The sequence below is a fragment of the Bacillus sp. PS217 genome (assembly GCF_037963535.1).
Lineage (GTDB): Bacteria > Bacillota > Bacilli > Bacillales > Bacillaceae > Bacillus > Bacillus subtilis.
In genome coordinates, this window is the sequence record NZ_CP150157.1 from 1637466 (window position 1) to 1655651 (window position 18186).

An 18186-nucleotide genomic window follows, 5' to 3' on the forward strand; every position below is an offset into this window, starting at 1 on the left:
AGGAGATGGCTATTATGAGCTTAGCACCACACGGAGGAACATTAGTAAACAGAGTAGATGAATCATATGATGTGAGCGGCATTCAAAAAGAAATTGAACTTGATTTAATTTCTTTCGCGGATTTGGAATTGATCGGTATCGGTGCATACAGCCCGATTGAAGGTTTCTTTAATGAAAAAGATTACGTATCTGTAGTCGAAAACATGCGTCTTTCTTCCGGCGTTGTCTGGTCTCTTCCAATCACGCTTCCGGTCGATGCGCAAAAAGCAGCGGAACTGTCACTTGGTGAAACGGTAAAGTTAACGTATGAAGGAGAAACATACGGCGTTATCCAAATCGAAGACCTGTACGTGCCTGACAAACAAAAAGAAGCTGTCAATGTGTACAAAACAGATGAACAGGAGCATCCTGGTGTTAAAAAGCTGTTCAGCCGCGGCAATACATATGTCGGCGGGCCGATTACGTTGATTAAAAAAGCTTCAAAACAGTTCCCTGAATTTACATTTGAACCGTTAGAAACGAGACGCCAGTTTGCGGAAAAAGGCTGGGAAACCATTGTCGGTTTCCAAACAAGAAACCCTGTTCACAGAGCGCATGAATACATTCAAAAAACGGCTCTTGAAACAGTAGACGGCTTGTTCTTGAATCCGTTAGTAGGTGAAACAAAATCTGATGACATTCCAGCTGATGTACGGATGGAAAGCTACCAAGTGCTTCTTGATCATTATTACCCGAAAGATCGCGTTTTCCTTGGTGTCTTTTTAGCGGCGATGCGTTATGCAGGCCCGAGAGAAGCAATTTTCCACGCGCTTGTCAGAAAGAACTACGGCTGCACACATTTCATCGTCGGCCGTGATCATGCAGGTGTAGGCGACTATTACGGAACATACGAAGCACAGGAGCTGTTTGACACATTTAAACCTGAAGAACTCGGAATTACACCGCTGAAATTTGAGCACAGCTTCTTCTGTAAAAAATGCGGAAATATGGGAACAGCGAAAACTTGCCCTCATGGCAGAGAGCATCACGTCATTTTATCAGGCACTAAGGTAAGAGGTATGCTGAGAGACGGTGTGCTGCCGCCTGCTGAATTCAGTCGAAAAGAAGTCGTAGAAGTGTTAATCAAAGGGATGAAGAAAAAAGAAGAAGTAGGCGTATCTTAAGGAGGACTGGCAGTGACAAATCGCGATATTGTATGGCATGAAGCCTCTATCACAAAAGAAGAGTACCAGCAAAAAAACAAGCATAAAAGCTCCATTCTCTGGCTGACAGGGTTAAGCGGCTCAGGCAAATCAACGATTGCCAACGCCGCTGCGAGAGAATTGTTTGAGCAAGGCTACCAAGTGATTGTGCTTGACGGGGATAATATCCGTCACGGCTTAAATAAGGATCTTGGTTTTTCTGATGAAGACCGAAAAGAAAACATCCGCCGAATCGGAGAGGTGGCAAAGCTTTTTGTTCAGCAGGGAACCATTGTGATTACTGCTTTTATCTCTCCTTTCCGCGAGGACAGGCAACAGGTTCGCGAGCTTGTGGAAGCGGGCGAATTTAATGAAGTCTACATTAAATGCGACCTTGATATTTGTGAACAAAGAGATCCGAAAGGGCTTTACAAAAAAGCAAGAAACGGCGAGATTCCGTTCTTTACAGGAATTGATTCTCCTTATGAAGAACCGGAAGCTCCAGAGCTCGTTCTTGAATCAGGACAGCATGACCGTGAAGCGTGTAAAAATCAGCTGATCGAGTTTGTTAAACAAAAATTGAGCTGAATATGATCTGCTGCGTTCTTCTCAGATGCCGGAATGCAAGCGAGAACATCATCACAGCGAATGCTCTGGAAGAACTCGAATAGATCGGGGGAAATACGATGGGGAAAGTATATATTGTAGGAGCGGGTCCCGGTGACCCTGATCTGCTGACAATTAAAGCGCTGAAAGCCATTGAAAAAGCTGATGTCATCTTATATGACAGATTAGTAAATAAAGAGATTTTACAATATGCCAAAGAGCAAGCAGACCTGATCTACTGCGGGAAGCTTCCAGATTTTCATACGATGAAGCAAGAAACCATCAATCGGTTTCTTGTAAAGTATGCGCAAAAAGGGAAAACCGTTGTCAGGCTGAAAGGCGGAGACCCTTTTGTGTTCGGCAGGGGGGGAGAAGAAGCGGAATGTCTCTCTGAAAACGGAATTCCGTTTGAAATCATCCCCGGCATTACGTCTGGAATCGCGGCAGCCGCTTATGCCGGGATTCCTGTTACTCATCGGGATGCGGGCTCTAACGTCGCTTTTGTAACGGGTCATTATAAAAAAGAAGAAGATTTTGAGGAAAAGTGGAAAGCGCTGGCTACAGGAATTGATACACTTGTCATCTATATGGGTATCAAAAACGTGCAGCAGATTGAAAGAAAACTCCTTGAAAACGGCCGGGACGGTTCTACGCCGGCAGCCTTTATTCATTGGGGGACAACGGACAAGCAAAAATCTGTTTTTTGTACAGTTGACACCCTTTCAGAAACGGTGATAAAAGAAAACATTACAAATCCGAGTTTAATTGTCATTGGAAATGTTGTAAATTATCACTATAAGCTGGAATGGTTTGAATCTGAACTAAAAAAACAAGATTTAAGCGAGGCGTTGTAAAAATGAAACAAGCAATTTTATATGTCGGCCACGGCAGCCGGGTCAAAAAAGCACAGCAAGAAGCCGCAGCCTTTTTGGAAGGATGCAAGGCCCACATCTCTGTGCCAGTACAAGAAATCAGCTTTTTAGAGCTTCAGGAGCCCACAATTGAGACAGGATTTGAAGCATGTGTGAAGCAAGGCGCCACTCATATCGCAGTGGTGCCTCTGCTTCTTTTAACAGCTGCGCATGCAAAACATGATATTCCGGAAGAAATTGCCCGTGTTGCATCCCGATATCCGTCAGTCCGCATTTCATACGGAAAGCCGATCGGGATTGACGAAGAAGTAGTCAAGGCTGTATATCACCGAATGAAAGACATAGGTGTTCCATATGAAAATGCCAGAGTGGTACTCATCGGAAGGGGAAGTTCAGATCCAGATGTCAAAAGAGACGTAACCGGTATTGCTAATCTTCTTCAGGAAATAATTCCAGTCAAGGAAGTCATTCCGTGCTTTTTGACAGCATGCGGCCCTAATTACAAAGAGGTTTTTTCAGAACTTAAAAAAGATGACGGCATAACAACCTTTATCGTTCCATATTTGCTTTTTACGGGTATGCTGATGAATGAAATCGAACGAGAGGTTCAGAAATTAAAAGCCCATAATCCGAACGTCTACCTCTCTTCCTATATCGGTTTTCATCCTCATGTGAAAAACGCATTTTTGAACCGTGTGAGAGAAACTGCGGCAAATTCTGAGGGACAATTTGATTTTGATGGAGGTTCATATGCTTCCGCTGCACATTAGCCTGGAAAAGAAGAAGGTTGTGATTGCGGGGGGCGGAAGCATCGCTCTCAGAAGGCTGAAAACGGTGATTTCTGAGGGAGCTGATATAACGCTTGTCAGTCCGGATGTGGAACCGGAAATCAAGCAAATGGCAGAAGAGCGGCGTATCAAATGGGAAAAACGGACAATTGAAAAAGAAGATTATCTCAATGCTTTCTTCATTATTGCTGCGACGGATAATGCGGCAGTGAACAAAGAAATTGCCCAATCCGCTTCGCCTTTTCAGCTTGTCAATTGTGTCAGTGACGCTGAGCTTGGCAATGTATATATGCCGAAAATCGTAAAAAGAGGGCATGTCACTGTGTCTGTTTCTACAAGCGGAGCCAGTCCAAAGCACACGAAAGAGCTTGCTGAAAACGTGGATAAGCTGATTGACGGCGATTTTGTTGCTGAAGTGAACAGGCTTTATCAGGTGAGAAGAAAGAAATAAGCCAGAGCACAAATGCTCTGGCTTTTCTTTATGCGGCTCAGCTTTTTTTGAGCTTGATGACAGTATCAGCATCAGGCGTGACAAAGACGGTATGCTGGCTGTCATAAGTGACGAAACCGGGTTTCGCGCCGTTTGGTTTTTTGACATGCCTGATTTTTGTATAATCTACAGGCACTGAACTTGAATCTTTAGCTTTTGAAAAATAAGCTGCAATTGTCGCGGCTTCCATGATTGTTTGCTCATCAGGTTCGCTGCTCCTGATCACAACATGGGAGCCGGGAATGTCCTTCGTGTGAAGCCAGATATCGTCTCTGGCCGCCGCTCTGGTCGTTAAATATTCATTTTGGCGATTGTTCTTACCCACTAAAATAGTCAGGCCTGAGGTGGATTCATATGTTTCTAACACCGGATTGTGCGGTTTTTGCTTTTTCTGTCCTTTTTGCTGCTTAGGGCGTAAATATTTGCCCTCTACAAGCTCTTCCCTGATTTCGCTGATATCCCGGGGAGAAGCGGACGAAAGCTGCTGAATCAGCTGATCAAAATATTCGATCTCTTCCTGTGCCAGCCTGATTTGCTCCTCGACAACCGCGACCGAATTTTTCGCTTTCTGATACTTCGTGAAATAGGCCTGTGCGTTTTCAGAAGGCGTTTTGTTCGGGTTTAAAGGAATCGTGATTGTCGGGCTTTCTTCATCATAATAGTTGATGACCTCGGCCTGTTTATCACCTTTTTTCAGCATATATAAATTAGCGGTTAAAAGCTCTCCGTAAAGCTGAAATTCCTTCGCGTTTTCCGAATACTCCAGGGTTTTCTCTAATTTTTTGATTTTGTTGGCATTCTTCTTCCGTTCGTTCACAACAAAACGCTCAAGATCCTGAGCCTGCTGTTTGACTCGGTCTCGTTCAGCTTTGCCGAAATAAAAACGGTCGAGCAGTTCGCTTAATGAATCAAAACGGCGCGCTTCGCCCTTTAGATGAGTCAGCTCCAGCAGATAAAAATATTCCTTTCCGTTTACAGTCGTAATGTTGGGAATGAAACGGTGCTCTTTCACTTCGGCAAACAGTGCCAGCAACGCTTTTGGCAGTGTGACTTTGTTGGCAAGGCCTGCTCTGTGAACCGCTTCTTTGGCGAAAAGCGGAGACACGCCTGAAAAGTGGTCGACAATTTGTTTATCAAGCCTTCCTTCTTGAAAGCTGAGGTGACGCAAAATATCATCTTCTGACGCCTCAAGAGGCGATATTTTGTCCTGAGCAGGCGGAAGCTTATAATCTTGGCCGGGCAGTACTGTACGGTAGCTGTTCATTGACGGTGATAAATGCTTAAGTCCGTCGATGATCACATTTTCTGCTGCGTCAGTCAAAATGATATTGCTGTGACGGCCCATAATTTCTACATAAAGCTTTCGTACGGTTTCATCGCCAATTTCGTTTCGGCTTTTGATATGAAAAATCATAATGCGGTCTAAGCCCGCTTGTTCAATTTTCTCAATGAATCCGCCTTCGATATGCTTTCTCAGCAACATGCAAAACATTGGCGGTTCGCTTGGATTTTCATAAGCTTGTGCCGTGATATGCACCCGTGAATAGCTCGGATGTGCCGATAATAATAGTTTTTGGTTTTTTCCCTTGGCACGGATGTGGAAAATCACATCGTGCTTATATGGCTGATGGACTTTTGTAATTCGTCCGCCCATTATTTTCTCGTTAAGTTCGTGTGTCATTCCGTATGTAAACATGCCATCAAACGACATATGCAATACACCCTCTCATTCTTCCTGCATTCGATAATTATAGCATGAAATGGGACGAGTCAGAATAAGCATGCTTATAGAGTGATATCTCTATAAGAGAGCAGGGGAGTGGACGAGCGGAATGAAGTTTCATGAAATGGGACAAACAGATTTACTAGAGGCAACCAATACGTCCATGAAACAAGGATTAACAGAAAAAGAGGTAAAAAAACGCCTTGACAAGCATGGACCAAACGAGCTGCAAGAAGGGAAAAAAACTTCAGCGCTTCTCTTGTTTTTCGCGCAGTTCAAAGATTTTATGGTGCTTGTGCTTCTGGCGGCAACGTTAATCTCAGGATTTCTTGGTGAATATGTAGATGCGGTTGCGATTATTGCGATTGTGTTTGTGAATGGCATACTTGGTTTCTTTCAAGAAAGGCGTGCTGAGCAATCTCTTCAGGCTTTAAAAGAGCTTTCAACACCGCATGTCATGGCACTCAGGGAAGGAAGCTGGACAAAGATTCCTTCTAAGGAACTGGTGCCGGGTGATATTGTGAAATTTACGAGCGGGGACAGAATTGGCGCAGACGTTCGAATTGTTGAAGCGAGAAGCCTTGAAATAGAAGAATCAGCGCTGACGGGGGAATCTATCCCGGTTGTGAAGCATGCTGATAAATTGAAAAAACCGGATGTTTCACTTGGCGATATTACCAATATGGCATTTATGGGAACGATTGTGACCCGTGGCAGCGGTGTGGGGGTTGTCGTCGGGACAGGAATGAATACGGCTATGGGGAAAATTGCCGACATGCTTGAATCGGCAGGGACATTGTCAACCCCGCTGCAAAGAAGACTGGAGCAGCTCGGGAAGATTTTGATTGTTGTTGCATTGCTTCTGACCGTACTTGTCGTTGCTGTCGGTGTTATTCAGGGTCATGATCTGTACAGTATGTTTTTAGCAGGTGTCTCGTTAGCGGTAGCCGCTATTCCGGAGGGGCTGCCGGCGATTGTGACAGTGGCGCTTTCACTTGGTGTACAGCGGATGATTAAACAAAAATCCATTGTTAGAAAGCTTCCTGCTGTTGAAACGCTTGGGTGTGCGTCTATCATTTGTTCAGATAAAACAGGGACAATGACCCAAAACAAAATGACGGTGACACATGTCTGGTCCGGAGGGAAAACATGGAGAGTGGCAGGGGCCGGCTATGAACCGAAAGGAAGCTTCACACTAAACGAAAAAGAGATCAGTGTCAATGAACATAAGCCGCTTCAGCAGATGCTTCTGTTCGGAGCGCTTTGTAACAACTCCAATATTGAGAAAAGAGACGGCGAATATGTGCTTGACGGAGATCCGACAGAGGGAGCGCTGCTCACCGCGGCAAGAAAAGGCGGTTTTTCAAAGGAGTTTGTTGAATCAAACTACCGGGTGGTCGAAGAATTTCCGTTTGATTCTGCACGGAAAATGATGACTGTCATCGTAGAGGATCAAGACAGAAAGCGATATATCATTACAAAAGGTGCACCGGATGTACTGATGCAGCGATCTTCCCGTATTTATTATGACGGCTCAGCGGCTCTTTTTTCAAATGAAAGAAAAGCAGAAACAGAGGCGGTATTAAGACATTTGGCATCACAGGCGCTCAGAACGATAGCGGTCGCCTACAGGCCGATAAAAGCAGGCGAAACACCGTCAATGGAGCAGGCGGAAAAAGATCTGACCATGCTTGGCCTTTCAGGTATCATTGATCCCCCGCGGCCGGAAGTCAGGCAGGCGATAAAAGAATGCCGTGAAGCAGGAATTAAGACCGTTATGATTACAGGTGATCATGTAGAGACCGCTAAAGCGATAGCGAAAGACTTGCGCCTCCTTCCGAAAAGCGGCAAAATCATGGACGGCAAGATGCTGAATGAGCTTTCTCAAGAAGAGCTTTCTCATGTGGTGGAGGATGTATATGTATTTGCCCGCGTTTCCCCTGAACATAAACTAAAAATCGTAAAAGCCTATCAGGAGAACGGGCATATTGTGGCGATGACGGGAGACGGCGTCAATGATGCTCCTGCCATTAAACAAGCTGATATCGGCGTCTCTATGGGCATTACCGGGACAGATGTGGCCAAAGAAGCATCATCTCTTGTTCTCGTAGATGATAATTTTGCGACGATTAAATCGGCGATAAAAGAAGGCAGGAACATCTACGAAAATATCAGGAAGTTTATCAGATACCTGCTGGCGTCTAACGTCGGAGAAATCCTTGTCATGCTGTTTGCGATGCTACTCGCCCTTCCTTTACCGCTCGTTCCGATTCAGATTTTGTGGGTCAACTTGGTGACGGACGGATTGCCGGCAATGGCGCTCGGCATGGATCAGCCCGAAGGAGACGTCATGAAGCGCAAGCCCCGTCATCCGAAAGAAGGGGTATTTGCCCGCAAGCTAGGATGGAAGGTCGTTTCCAGAGGATTTTTAATCGGAGTTGCCACTATTTTAGCGTTTATCATTGTGTACCACCGCAATCCGGAAAATTTAGCTTATGCCCAGACGATCGCGTTTGCCACATTGGTGCTCGCTCAGCTTATTCACGTGTTTGACTGCCGCAGCGAAACTTCTGTTTTCTCTAGAAATCCGTTTCAAAACCTGTATTTAATCGGCGCGGTATTGTCATCCATTTTGCTGATGCTTGTAGTAATCTACTATCCGCCGCTTCAGCCGATTTTCCATACTGTAGCCATCACGCCGGGGGACTGGATGCTCGTCATCGGTATGTCCGCCATCCCTACTTTTTTGCTGGCGGGGTCACTTTTAACAAGAAAAAAATAAATTCATATGATATAATCTTAGGGGTAATAGCGTGTCTATTGCCCTTTTATTATGAGAACAGGGAAGAATTGGGTGTTTTAAAATGATACGAAGTATGACAGGCTTCGGCAGTGCAAGCAAAACACAAGACGATCTCTCTGTAAGCGTTGAACTTAAATCTGTGAACTACAGATTTAAAGAAGTGAACGCTCGTTTGCCAAGGCCTTTGCTATATTTTGAAGATAAGCTGAAACAGACCATTCTGCAGCATATTCAGCGCGGAAGAATTGAGCTTTTCGTATCTGTTGACAGCGATATGCTTGTTGAGAAAAGGCTTGAAATTGATTGGCCGCTGCTCGATGAGTTTGTCGCAGCCGCGAGAGATATGAAGAAGCGGTATCAATTGTCTGCAGAGCCCGATGTAATGGATTTCTTTAAGCTTGATCATGTCGTCCAGATTCATGAAGAACAGACGCAAAATGACAAGCTGGAGGCGTTGATCATCGATGCTGCAGAAGAAGCGGTAAAAGGTCTCTGTGAAATGCGTGAAAAAGAGGGGCTGCTCTTAGCGAAAGACTGCCTGATGCATATTGATCAGCTTGAAGAGCTGGTGAGAGAAACTGAATTGCTGGCTGCAGATGTCGTATCTCGTTACCGGGAACGGCTGTACGCCAGAATCAAAGAATGGACTGAAGACGTATTAGACGAGAGCCGGCTTGTAACAGAATGCGCTATTTTTGCAGACCGCTCTGATATCACTGAAGAGATTACAAGGCTGAAGAGCCACTTCGCCCAGTTTCGTGATATATTAGCTAGTGGCGGAGCTGTCGGGCGCAAACTCGACTTTCTTGTTCAGGAGCTCAATCGGGAAGCAAATACGATCGGCTCAAAAGCAAATGATCATCAGATCACAAAGCTTGTCGTTGAAATGAAAAGTTCTATTGAAAAAATAAAAGAACAAGTGCAAAATATAGAATAGTGACTGTGCGTATTGTTTACAGACGGTCTTACTAGGCTAAACTAGAGACGTCTATTTTACAGGGGGAACGTAGAAGATGACGATTAAACTGATTAATATCGGATTTGGCAATATCATCTCCGCCAATCGGATGATTTCGATTGTCAGCCCGGAGTCTGCGCCAATCAAACGGATGATTCAGGATGCAAGAGACCGCGGAATGCTAATTGACGCTACATACGGACGAAGAACCCGTGCAGTTGTCGTCATGGATAGTGATCACATTATCTTATCTGCCGTCCAGCCTGAGACAGTTGCACACAGACTTTCTGTTAAAGAAGAAATTATGGATGAAGGGCAGGGGTAATTGCCGCATGAAAGAAAGAGGGTTATTAATCGTTCTCTCAGGTCCCTCAGGAGTTGGTAAAGGAACGGTTCGACAAGCGATCTTTTCGCAGGAAGACACAAAATTTGAATATTCGATTTCAGTAACCACAAGAAGTCCAAGAGAGGGCGAAGTGAACGGAGTCGATTATTTTTTCAAAACAAGAGACGAATTCGAACAAATGATTGCGGACAACAAGCTGCTTGAATGGGCAGAGTATGTCGGCAATTATTACGGCACGCCAGTCGATTATGTTGAACAGACGCTTCAAGATGGAAAAGACGTCTTTTTAGAAATTGAAGTTCAAGGGGCTCTTCAAGTGAGAAATGCTTTCCCGGAAGGCCTGTTTATTTTCCTTGCGCCTCCAAGCCTTTCTGAACTGAAAAACAGAATCGTGACACGAGGCACAGAAACAGACGCTCTGATTGAAAATCGAATGAAAGCCGCAAAAGCTGAGATCGAAATGATGGATGCTTATGACTATGTCGTTGAAAACGATAATGTCGAAACGGCTTGCGATAAAATCAAAGCAATCGTTCTTGCTGAACATTTGAAGCGTGAACGCGTTGCACCAAGATATAAGAAAATGCTGGAGGTTGAATAATCAATGTTAGATCCGTCAATTGATTCTTTAATGAATAAATTAGATTCAAAATATACGCTGGTGACTGTTTCTGCGAGACGCGCACGTGAAATGCAAATCAAAAAAGACCAAATGATTGAACATACGATTTCACACAAATATGTAGGCAAAGCTTTAGAAGAAATTGATGCAGGCCTGCTTTCGTTTGAAAAGGAAGACCGCGAATAGTAGCACAAGTAGCAACCTATATCACATGTAGGTTGTTATTTTTTTCCGTGCGGTTTTGTAAAGTGCAGAGGGGGAGAATTCATTGCTAAACAATCGAAATGTGTTACTTTGCGTGAGCGGAGGCATCGCTGTTTATAAAGCCTGTGCGTTAACGAGCAAGCTGGTTCAGGCAGGAGCAAATGTCAAAGTGATTATGACTGAATCCGCTTGCCGATTCGTTTCACCGCTGACATTTCAGGCATTGAGCCGCCACGAAGTCTATACAGATACATTTAAAGAACAAAATCCAAGCGTTATTTCTCATATTGATGCCGCAGACTGGGCCGACTTGATTATCGTAGCGCCGGCTACGGCTAATGTGATTGGAAAACTGGCAAACGGCATCGCTGATGATATGCTGACGACAACATTGTTGGCAGCAACGGCTCCCGTTTGGATCGCGCCGGCGATGAACGTTCATATGTATGACCACCCGGCAGTCAAACGAAACATTTCTGTTCTTTATCAGGACGGTTATCGTTTTATTGAGCCAAGTGAGGGCTATTTAGCATGCGGTTACGTAGGAAAAGGCAGATTGGAAGAGCCGGAAAACATCGTAAAGCTGGCCGAAAAACATTTTGCTGAAGAAACATCCGCTCCTTTAGAAGGCAAGCATGTGGTCATTACAGCCGGCCCAACGCGGGAAGCGATTGATCCTGTCCGGTTTTTTACCAATAAATCGACGGGCAAAATGGGCTACGCACTAGCGGAGGCTGCTGTTCAGCTCGGCGCACGGGTAACCTTAATTTCTGGGCCTGTTTCACTTGATCAGCCTAAAGGCCTTGCTGAGTTTATCCCTGTTCAATCGGCTGCGGATATGCGCGAAGCTGTGCTCTCTGTGTATGACGCAAGCGATATAGTCATTAAAACAGCTGCGGTAGCCGATTTTACGCCGAAAACAGTATTTGACCATAAAATGAAAAAACAAGACGGCGGCATGACCTTAGAACTGAAAAGAACAGTCGATATTTTGAAAGAATTGGGCGAGAAAAAGAAAGAGCAGATTTTGGTCGGATTTGCCGCCGAAACACAAGACATTGAACACTATGCACGTAAAAAGCTCGCCGCTAAAAACCTTGATTTGATTGTGGCAAATGATGTGAAAGCAAATGGGGCCGGTTTTGGTGCTGATACGAATATCGTGACAATCTTTTTCAAAGACGGGCATAAACGCGAACTCCCGATTATGTCTAAGCTCGATGTTTCTTTTGAAATCCTTCAGGAGATCGCAGTCCTCTCAAAACAAACCGGAGAGCGCTCATGAATTTTGCAGAAGTCATCGTTGATGTCAGCACCAAAAATATAGACAGGCCTTTTGATTATAAAATCCCAGACCATCTGAAGGGCATGATCAAAACGGGGATGCGGGTCATTGTTCCGTTTGGCCCCCGTAAGATTCAAGGGTTTGTGACAGCAGTCAAAGAAGCATCTGACCTATCGGGAAAATCTGTCAAGGAAGTAGAGGATTTATTAGATCTTACACCTGTTCTGACAGAGGAGCTTATGATTCTGTCATCATGGCTGTCAGACAAAACGCTGTCTTTTAAAATAACGGCGCTTCAAGCAATGCTGCCTGCCGCCTTAAAGGCGAAATATGAAAAAGAATTAAAAATTGCACACGGAGCCGATCTTCCGCCGCAAGTGGAACGGCTGTTTTCTGAAACAAAGACGCTGCTGTATTCAGATATACCCGATCATGAGACGCTGAAACTGATTCAAAGGCATGTTCAAAAAGGGGACATTGACGTGACGTATAAAGTCGCGCAAAAAACCAATAAAAAAATGGTCAGGCATATTCAGGCAAATGCGAGTAAAGAAGAGCTTGCTAAGCAGGCTGAGGGATTGTCCCGCCAAGCAGCAAAACAGCAGGCGATTCTTCACTTTCTCATCTCTGAGCCGGAAGGTGTGAAAATTCCTGCGGCGGAATTGTGCAAAAAAACGGACACGAGCTCTGCAACCATCAAAACCCTTATCCAAAAAGGGCTTTTGAAGGAAAGCTATGAAGAGGTTTACAGAGATCCCTATCAGGACAAAATGTTCAAAAAAACAGAGCCCCTGCCGCTGACAGACGAACAGAGGGCTGCCTTCGAGCCCATACGCGAGACATTGGACAGCGATGAGCATAAAGTGTTCCTCCTTCACGGCGTGACAGGAAGCGGAAAAACGGAAATTTATCTGCAATCAATTGAAAAAGTACTGGCGAAAGGAAAAGAAGCCATCGTCCTCGTACCGGAAATATCGCTGACGCCGCAAATGGTCAACCGCTTCAAGGGCCGCTTCGGCTCCCAGGTGGCAGTCATGCACAGCGGTTTATCCACAGGAGAAAAATATGACGAGTGGCGTAAAATCCACCGGAAGGAAGTACGGCTTGTCGTCGGTGCCAGATCCGCCATTTTTGCTCCGTTTGAAAATCTCGGAATGATAATCATCGATGAAGAGCACGAGTCTTCCTATAAACAGGAAGAAATGCCGCGCTATCATGCGAAAGAGGTGGCAATCAAGCGGGCTGAGCATCACAGCTGCCCGGTTGTATTAGGGAGTGCTACGCCGACATTAGAATCATATGCTAGAGCGCAAAAGGGCGTATACGAGCTTCTTTCACTGAAGCACCGTGTTAACCATCGGGTGATGCCCGAGGTTTCGCTTGTCGATATGAGAGAGGAGCTTAGAAACGGCAATCGCTCGATGTTTTCAGTTGAATTGATGGAAAAGCTTGAAGAAACGATTGCCAAGGGTGAGCAGGCGGTGCTGTTTTTAAATAAGAGGGGCTATTCTTCCTTTGTGATGTGCAGGGATTGCGGCTATGTCCCGCAATGCCCGCACTGCGACATTTCCATGACGTATCATCGTTACGGCCAAAGGCTGAAATGCCATTATTGCGGACATGAAGAGCCTGTTCCGCACACTTGTCCTGAATGCGCAAGCGAGCATATCCGCTTTTTCGGAACGGGAACACAGCGAGTGGAGGAAGAGCTGACAAAAGTGCTGCCAAGTGCGAGAGTGATTCGGATGGATGTTGACACGACATCACGGAAAGGCGCCCATGAAAAATTACTGTCAGCTTTCGGAGAAGGAAAAGCGGATATTCTTCTCGGAACGCAAATGATCGCGAAAGGGCTTGATTTTCCGAATGTCACGCTTGTCGGAGTGTTAAGTGCTGATACAACACTTCATATTCCTGATTTCAGATCGGCTGAAAAAACATTTCAGCTGTTAACGCAAGTCAGCGGCCGGGCAGGCAGGCATGAAAAGCCCGGCCATGTCATCATTCAAACGTATACACCGTCTCATTACAGTATCCAGCTGACGAAAACACACGATTATGAAACGTTCTATCAGCATGAAATGGCGCACAGGAGAGAGCAATCCTATCCGCCATACTACTATTTGGCTCTTGTGACTGTTTCTCATGAGGAAGTGGCGAAAGCAGCGGTTACAGCTGAAAAAATCGCTCATTTTTTGAAAGCAAACTGCGGAGATGACACGAAAATTCTCGGACCAAGCGCGTCGCCGATAGCCAGGATCAAAGATAGATATCGCTATCAATGCGTGATAAAATACAAACAGGAAAACCAGTTATCCGCTTTATTGAAGAAGATACTGGAACATTATAAACGCGAAATTGAACAAAAACATGTAATGATTTCAATTGATATGAATCCTTATATGATGATGTAAGATCTCACGTCTTGGAGGGTAACAAATTGGCAGTAAAAAAGGTCGTCACACATCCTGCGGAGGTTTTGGAAACACCTGCGGAAACCGTGACTGTTTTTGATAAAAAGCTAAAAAAACTGCTTGATGATATGTACGACACCATGCTTGAAATGGATGGTGTCGGACTGGCAGCGCCGCAAATCGGCATTTTAAAAAGAGCGGCCGTTGTAGACATCGGGGATGACAGAGGGAGAATTGATCTCGTTAATCCTGAAATTTTAGAAAAAAGCGGCGAGCAAACCGGAATTGAAGGATGCTTGAGCTTTCCTGGCGTCTATGGTGATGTCACACGTGCCGATTATGTCAAAGTGCGTGCGTTTAACCGTCAGGGAAAACCGTTCATTCTGGAAGCGCGAGGCTTTTTAGCAAGAGCCGTGCAGCATGAAATGGACCACTTAGACGGTGTGTTGTTTACATCTAAAATAAGTAAATACTATACAGAAGATGAACTAGCGGATATGGAAGGATGATTTGATGACGAGAATCGTATTTATGGGAACGCCAGATTTTTCAGTTCCTGTTTTAAGAACCCTGATTGAGGACGGATATGAAGTAGTGGGGGTCGTCACACAGCCGGACCGTCCGAAGGGCAGAAAAAAAGTCATGACACCTCCTCCGGTCAAGGAAGAGGCATTGCGTCACGGCATCCCGGTTCTTCAGCCGGAAAAAGTCAGATTGACAGAAGAAATTGAGAAAGTGCTTGCATTAAAGCCTGACCTGATTGTAACGGCGGCATTCGGACAAATTTTGCCTAAAGAGCTTCTCGACAGTCCAAAATACGGCTGCATTAACGTTCACGCATCCCTTTTGCCGGAACTGCGCGGCGGTGCTCCGATCCATTATTCCATTCTGCAGGGAAAGAAAAAAACCGGGGTTACCATTATGTATATGGTAGAAAAATTGGATGCCGGGGACATGATCTCAAAAGTGGAAGTGGACATTGAAGAAACCGACAATGTCGGAACACTGCACGATAAATTAAGCGTTGCTGGCGCGAAGCTATTGTCTGAAACGGTTCCAAACGTTATTGCCGGCAGCATTTCACCTGAAAAGCAGGATGAAGAGAAAGCGACATACGCGCCTAACATTAAAAGAGAGCAAGAGCTGCTCGACTGGTCCAGAACGGGCGAAGAGCTTTACAACCAGGTCCGCGGCTTAAATCCTTGGCCTGTTGCCTATACGACGCTTAATGGACAAAACTTGAAAGTGTGGGAATCGAAAAAAACACCCGCACCAACCAAAGCTGAGCCAGGCACAGTCGTTGCGGTTGAAAAGGAAGGGATTATCGTTGCCACAGGTAACGATACGGCTCTGTTATTAACCGAACTCCAGCCGGCAGGCAAAAAACGAATGAAAGGCGAAGACTTTGTGCGAGGCGCTCATGTTGAAGCCGGTGATGTGTTAGGAGTAAACAATGAAAAAAACTAGTGTTCGTGACATCGCCCTTGAGGCGCTGATCAAATTAGAACAAAACCAGGCATACAGCAACCTGCTGCTGAAATCGGTCATTAAATCAAATGAACTGAGTGATCAGGACAGAGGGCTTTTGACTGAACTTGTCTATGGTACATTACAAAATAAGATCGCGCTTGATTATATGCTTAAACCGTTTATCAATAAGCCTCAAAAGGTAAAGCCGTGGGTGATTCAGCTTCTTCGCCTATCCTTATATCAAATGGAGTATTTAGAGAAGATTCCAGACAGGGCAGCCATCCATGAAGCGGTTGAGATTGCTAAAATCCGCGGACATAAAGGCATTGCTTCATTTGTCAACGGCGTGCTCCGTTCTATTCAGCGCGAAGGTGTTCCATCCTTTGACGCGATCGAAGATCCTGTACGCCGGCTGGCGACAGAAACAAGCCATCCGGAATGGCTTGTGAAAGAGTGGGCGGACGCGTATGGATTTGAAGCTGCGGAGAAGATTTGCCGCATCCATCTCATTCCGCCGAAGCAGACGCTGCGTGTCAATCAAATGAAAGCAGACAGAGCTAAGCTGCTTGACCAAATGGCTGCTGAGGGAATCGAAGTTGAAAAAGGCGACCTCGCTGAAGATGCTGTGAAGCTCTTAAAGGGAACAATTGCTGGAACTCATTTCTTCCAAAACGGTGAAGTTTCCATCCAGGATGAGAGCTCCATGCTCGTCGCCCGCGCCCTTGATCCTAAGCCTGATGAAACAGTGCTTGACGCGTGTGCGGCGCCTGGCGGAAAGTCGGCTCATATCGCAGAATTAATGAAGAACAAGGGGAGCGTTACGTCGCTTGATCTTCACAAACATAAAGTGAAGCTGATCAAAGAAGCGGCAGACCGGCTTGGCCTGACAATCATTCATGCGGAAACAATGGATGCTAGAAAAGCGGGGGAAACGTTTGAAAACGAACAGTTTGACCGAATATTGGTCGATGCCCCGTGCTCAGGTTTCGGTGTTATCAGAAGAAAGCCGGACATGAAATACACGAAAAAATCTGACGACAGCGCCCGTCTAGCTGAAATCCAGCTGTCGATCTTGAGGGAAATCGCACCATTAGTAAAAAAAGGTGGCACTCTTGTCTACAGTACGTGTACAATGGACCGGACAGAAAATGATGAAGTAATACATGCGTTTATACAAGAACATCCTGATTTTGAACCCGATTTGTCTCTTGAAAAGCGGCTGCCTGAAAAGGTGAGACCCTTTGTTCGGGATGGAAGGCTTCAAATCCTTCCTCATTATTTCGGAACAGATGGTTTCTTTATTTGCAGCATGAGAAAGAAGGGATAAGCAATGGCAGAACTTAATAAAACAAAAGTAAGAAAAGAATTGCGGACAGAGCGTCCGTCTATTTATTCTTTTGAATTAGATGAAATTAAACAATGGCTGACAGACAACGGAGAGAAACCGTTCCGTGCGGCTCAGATCTTTGAATGGCTATATGAAAAACGCGTATCTTCTTTTGAAGAAATGACAAACCTCTCAAAGGATCTGCGTGAGAAATTAAACACTCACTTTGTGTTAACAACGCTGAAAACGGCTGTTAAACAAACTTCTCAAGACGGTACGATGAAGTTTTTGTTTGAGCTTCATGACGGTTATACCATCGAAACCGTTTTAATGAGACACGAGTATGGCAATTCTGTATGTGTAACGACACAAGTCGGCTGCCGTATTGGCTGCACATTCTGCGCGTCAACGCTTGGAGGCTTAAAACGAAACCTTGAAGCAGGGGAAATTGTCGCTCAAGTAGTCAAAGTGCAAAAAGCTCTTGATGAAACGGATGAACGCGTCAGCTCTGTCGTGATCATGGGAATCGGCGAACCTTTTGATAACTTTAACGAAATGCTCGCTTTCTTGAAAATCATTAACCATGACAAGGGCCTGAATATCGGTGCTCGCCATATAACGGTCTCTACGAGTGGAATCATCCCGAAAATTTACGAATTTGCTGATCAGCAAATGCAGATTAACTTTGCAATTTCTCTGCACGCGCCGAACACAGAAATTAGAAGCCGTTTGATGCCGATTAACAGAGCATATAAACTGCCTGATCTAATGGAAGCCGTTAAATATTATATTAATAAAACGGGACGCCGCATCAGCTTTGAATACGGGCTGTTCGGAGGCGTAAACGACCAGGTGGAACACGCCGAAGAGCTTGCCGACTTGCTGGATGGAGTCAAATGCCACGTGAACTTGATTCCGGTAAACTACGTGCCTGAACGGGACTATGTGCGCACACCGCGTGATCAGATTTTTGCTTTTGAAAAAACGCTGAAATCCCGCGGAGTAAATGTCACAATCCGAAGAGAGCAAGGACATGACATTGACGCAGCCTGCGGTCAGCTTCGCGCGAAGGAGCGTCAAGACGAGACGAGGTGATG

General features: G+C 45.3%; 17 protein-coding genes. 16 read left to right on the forward strand and 1 reads right to left on the reverse strand.

Annotated elements, in window-relative coordinates; genetic code table 11:
* Positions 1-14 precede the first annotated feature (14 nt).
* The 5 genes from sat to sirC all read left to right on the forward strand — a co-directional run bounded on the left by sat (position 15) and on the right by sirC (position 3898).
* Positions 15-1163, forward strand: coding sequence for a sulfate adenylyltransferase (gene sat / locus NSQ83_RS08610; RefSeq protein WP_014479751.1), 1149 nt, complete (start codon positions 15-17; stop codon positions 1161-1163).
* A 12-nt stretch (positions 1164-1175) separates the two neighbouring features.
* The gene (gene cysC / locus NSQ83_RS08615; protein WP_015715863.1) at positions 1176-1769 is read left to right on the forward strand and encodes an adenylyl-sulfate kinase; all 594 of its coding nucleotides are present in this window, start codon (positions 1176-1178) and stop codon (positions 1767-1769) included.
* Between the two features lie 98 nt (positions 1770-1867).
* Entirely contained in the window at positions 1868-2641 is a 774-nt protein-coding gene (gene cobA / locus NSQ83_RS08620; RefSeq protein WP_167559772.1) for a uroporphyrinogen-III C-methyltransferase, read from the forward strand.
* A gap of 2 nt (positions 2642-2643) precedes the next feature.
* A complete protein-coding gene (gene sirB, locus NSQ83_RS08625; protein ID WP_015715865.1) occupies positions 2644-3429 on the forward strand; it encodes a sirohydrochlorin chelatase in 786 nt (261 codons plus the stop codon).
* Positions 3410-3898 carry a precorrin-2 dehydrogenase gene (gene sirC, locus NSQ83_RS08630; protein WP_015715866.1) on the forward strand — a complete coding sequence of 163 codons (489 nt, stop codon included), beginning with the start codon at positions 3410-3412 and terminating at the stop codon, positions 3896-3898. The genes sirB and sirC overlap by 20 nt, the downstream gene beginning before the upstream one ends.
* Before the next feature lie 37 nt (positions 3899-3935).
* On the opposite strand, the gene rqcH is transcribed toward sirC, so the two are convergent.
* Positions 3936-5648 carry a tRNA modification protein RqcH gene (gene rqcH, locus NSQ83_RS08635; RefSeq protein WP_021479315.1) on the reverse strand — a complete coding sequence of 571 codons (1713 nt, stop codon included), beginning with the start codon at positions 5646-5648 and terminating at the stop codon, positions 3936-3938.
* A gap of 121 nt (positions 5649-5769) precedes the next feature.
* Between rqcH and NSQ83_RS08640 the strand changes: the two genes are divergently transcribed.
* The 11 genes from NSQ83_RS08640 (at position 5770) to rlmN (ending at position 18184) form a co-directional block, all read left to right on the forward strand.
* The gene (locus tag NSQ83_RS08640) at positions 5770-8442 is read left to right on the forward strand and encodes a calcium-translocating P-type ATPase, SERCA-type (protein WP_015252116.1); all 2673 of its coding nucleotides are present in this window, start codon (positions 5770-5772) and stop codon (positions 8440-8442) included.
* Positions 8443-8524: 82 nt separating this feature from the next.
* A complete protein-coding gene (locus NSQ83_RS08645; protein ID WP_015252115.1) occupies positions 8525-9400 on the forward strand; it encodes a YicC/YloC family endoribonuclease in 876 nt (291 codons plus the stop codon).
* A 76-nt stretch (positions 9401-9476) separates the two neighbouring features.
* Positions 9477-9746 carry an extracellular matrix/biofilm regulator RemA gene (gene remA, locus NSQ83_RS08650; protein WP_003154355.1) on the forward strand — a complete coding sequence of 90 codons (270 nt, stop codon included), beginning with the start codon at positions 9477-9479 and terminating at the stop codon, positions 9744-9746.
* Between the two features lie 7 nt (positions 9747-9753).
* Complete coding sequence (gene gmk / locus NSQ83_RS08655) at positions 9754-10368, forward strand: guanylate kinase (RefSeq protein WP_003232083.1); 615 nt, start codon at positions 9754-9756, stop codon at positions 10366-10368.
* Between the two features lie 3 nt (positions 10369-10371).
* A complete protein-coding gene (gene rpoZ / locus NSQ83_RS08660) occupies positions 10372-10575 on the forward strand; it encodes a DNA-directed RNA polymerase subunit omega (protein ID WP_003221520.1) in 204 nt (67 codons plus the stop codon).
* Positions 10576-10657: 82 nt separating this feature from the next.
* Positions 10658-11878: a bifunctional phosphopantothenoylcysteine decarboxylase/phosphopantothenate--cysteine ligase CoaBC gene (gene coaBC, locus NSQ83_RS08665; RefSeq protein ID WP_042975747.1), complete on the forward strand. Its 1221-nt coding sequence runs from the start codon at positions 10658-10660 to the stop codon at positions 11876-11878.
* Complete coding sequence (gene priA, locus NSQ83_RS08670) at positions 11875-14292, forward strand: primosomal protein N' (RefSeq protein ID WP_198878771.1); 2418 nt, start codon at positions 11875-11877, stop codon at positions 14290-14292. Before coaBC ends, priA begins: the two co-directional genes overlap by 4 nt.
* A gap of 26 nt (positions 14293-14318) precedes the next feature.
* Entirely contained in the window at positions 14319-14801 is a 483-nt protein-coding gene (gene def, locus NSQ83_RS08675; RefSeq protein ID WP_015383630.1) for a peptide deformylase, read from the forward strand.
* A 4-nt stretch (positions 14802-14805) separates the two neighbouring features.
* Positions 14806-15759, forward strand: a complete 954-nt coding sequence (fmt, locus tag NSQ83_RS08680) for a methionyl-tRNA formyltransferase (RefSeq protein ID WP_195727865.1) — start codon at positions 14806-14808, stop codon at positions 15757-15759.
* Positions 15746-17089: a 16S rRNA (cytosine(967)-C(5))-methyltransferase RsmB gene (gene rsmB / locus NSQ83_RS08685; RefSeq protein ID WP_195727864.1), complete on the forward strand. Its 1344-nt coding sequence runs from the start codon at positions 15746-15748 to the stop codon at positions 17087-17089. Before fmt ends, rsmB begins: the two co-directional genes overlap by 14 nt.
* Positions 17090-17092: 3 nt before the next feature.
* A complete protein-coding gene (gene rlmN / locus NSQ83_RS08690) occupies positions 17093-18184 on the forward strand; it encodes a 23S rRNA (adenine(2503)-C(2))-methyltransferase RlmN (protein WP_195727863.1) in 1092 nt (363 codons plus the stop codon).
* The last annotated feature ends 2 nt before the right edge of the window (positions 18185-18186 follow it).

Bases quoted from the DNA above. Each gene is read 5' to 3' on its own strand.
- sat (WP_014479751.1), top strand. From the start codon at position 15: ATGAGCTTAGCACCACACGGAGGAACATTAGTAAACAGAGTAGATGAA.
- cobA (WP_167559772.1), top strand. From the start codon at position 1,868: ATGGGGAAAGTATATATTGTAGGAGCGGGTCCCGGTGACCCTGATCTG.
- sirB (WP_015715865.1), top strand. From the start codon at position 2,644: ATGAAACAAGCAATTTTATATGTCGGCCACGGCAGCCGGGTCAAAAAA.
- sirC (WP_015715866.1), top strand. From the start codon at position 3,410: ATGCTTCCGCTGCACATTAGCCTGGAAAAGAAGAAGGTTGTGATTGCG.
- rqcH (WP_021479315.1), bottom strand. From the start codon at position 5,648: ATGTCGTTTGATGGCATGTTTACATACGGAATGACACACGAACTTAAC.
- NSQ83_RS08640 (WP_015252116.1), top strand. From the start codon at position 5,770: ATGAAGTTTCATGAAATGGGACAAACAGATTTACTAGAGGCAACCAAT.
- NSQ83_RS08645 (WP_015252115.1), top strand. From the start codon at position 8,525: ATGATACGAAGTATGACAGGCTTCGGCAGTGCAAGCAAAACACAAGAC.
- remA (WP_003154355.1), top strand. From the start codon at position 9,477: ATGACGATTAAACTGATTAATATCGGATTTGGCAATATCATCTCCGCC.
- gmk (WP_003232083.1), top strand. From the start codon at position 9,754: ATGAAAGAAAGAGGGTTATTAATCGTTCTCTCAGGTCCCTCAGGAGTT.
- rpoZ (WP_003221520.1), top strand. From the start codon at position 10,372: ATGTTAGATCCGTCAATTGATTCTTTAATGAATAAATTAGATTCAAAA.
- priA (WP_198878771.1), top strand. From the start codon at position 11,875: ATGAATTTTGCAGAAGTCATCGTTGATGTCAGCACCAAAAATATAGAC.
- fmt (WP_195727865.1), top strand. From the start codon at position 14,806: ATGACGAGAATCGTATTTATGGGAACGCCAGATTTTTCAGTTCCTGTT.
- rsmB (WP_195727864.1), top strand. From the start codon at position 15,746: ATGAAAAAAACTAGTGTTCGTGACATCGCCCTTGAGGCGCTGATCAAA.
- rlmN (WP_195727863.1), top strand. From the start codon at position 17,093: ATGGCAGAACTTAATAAAACAAAAGTAAGAAAAGAATTGCGGACAGAG.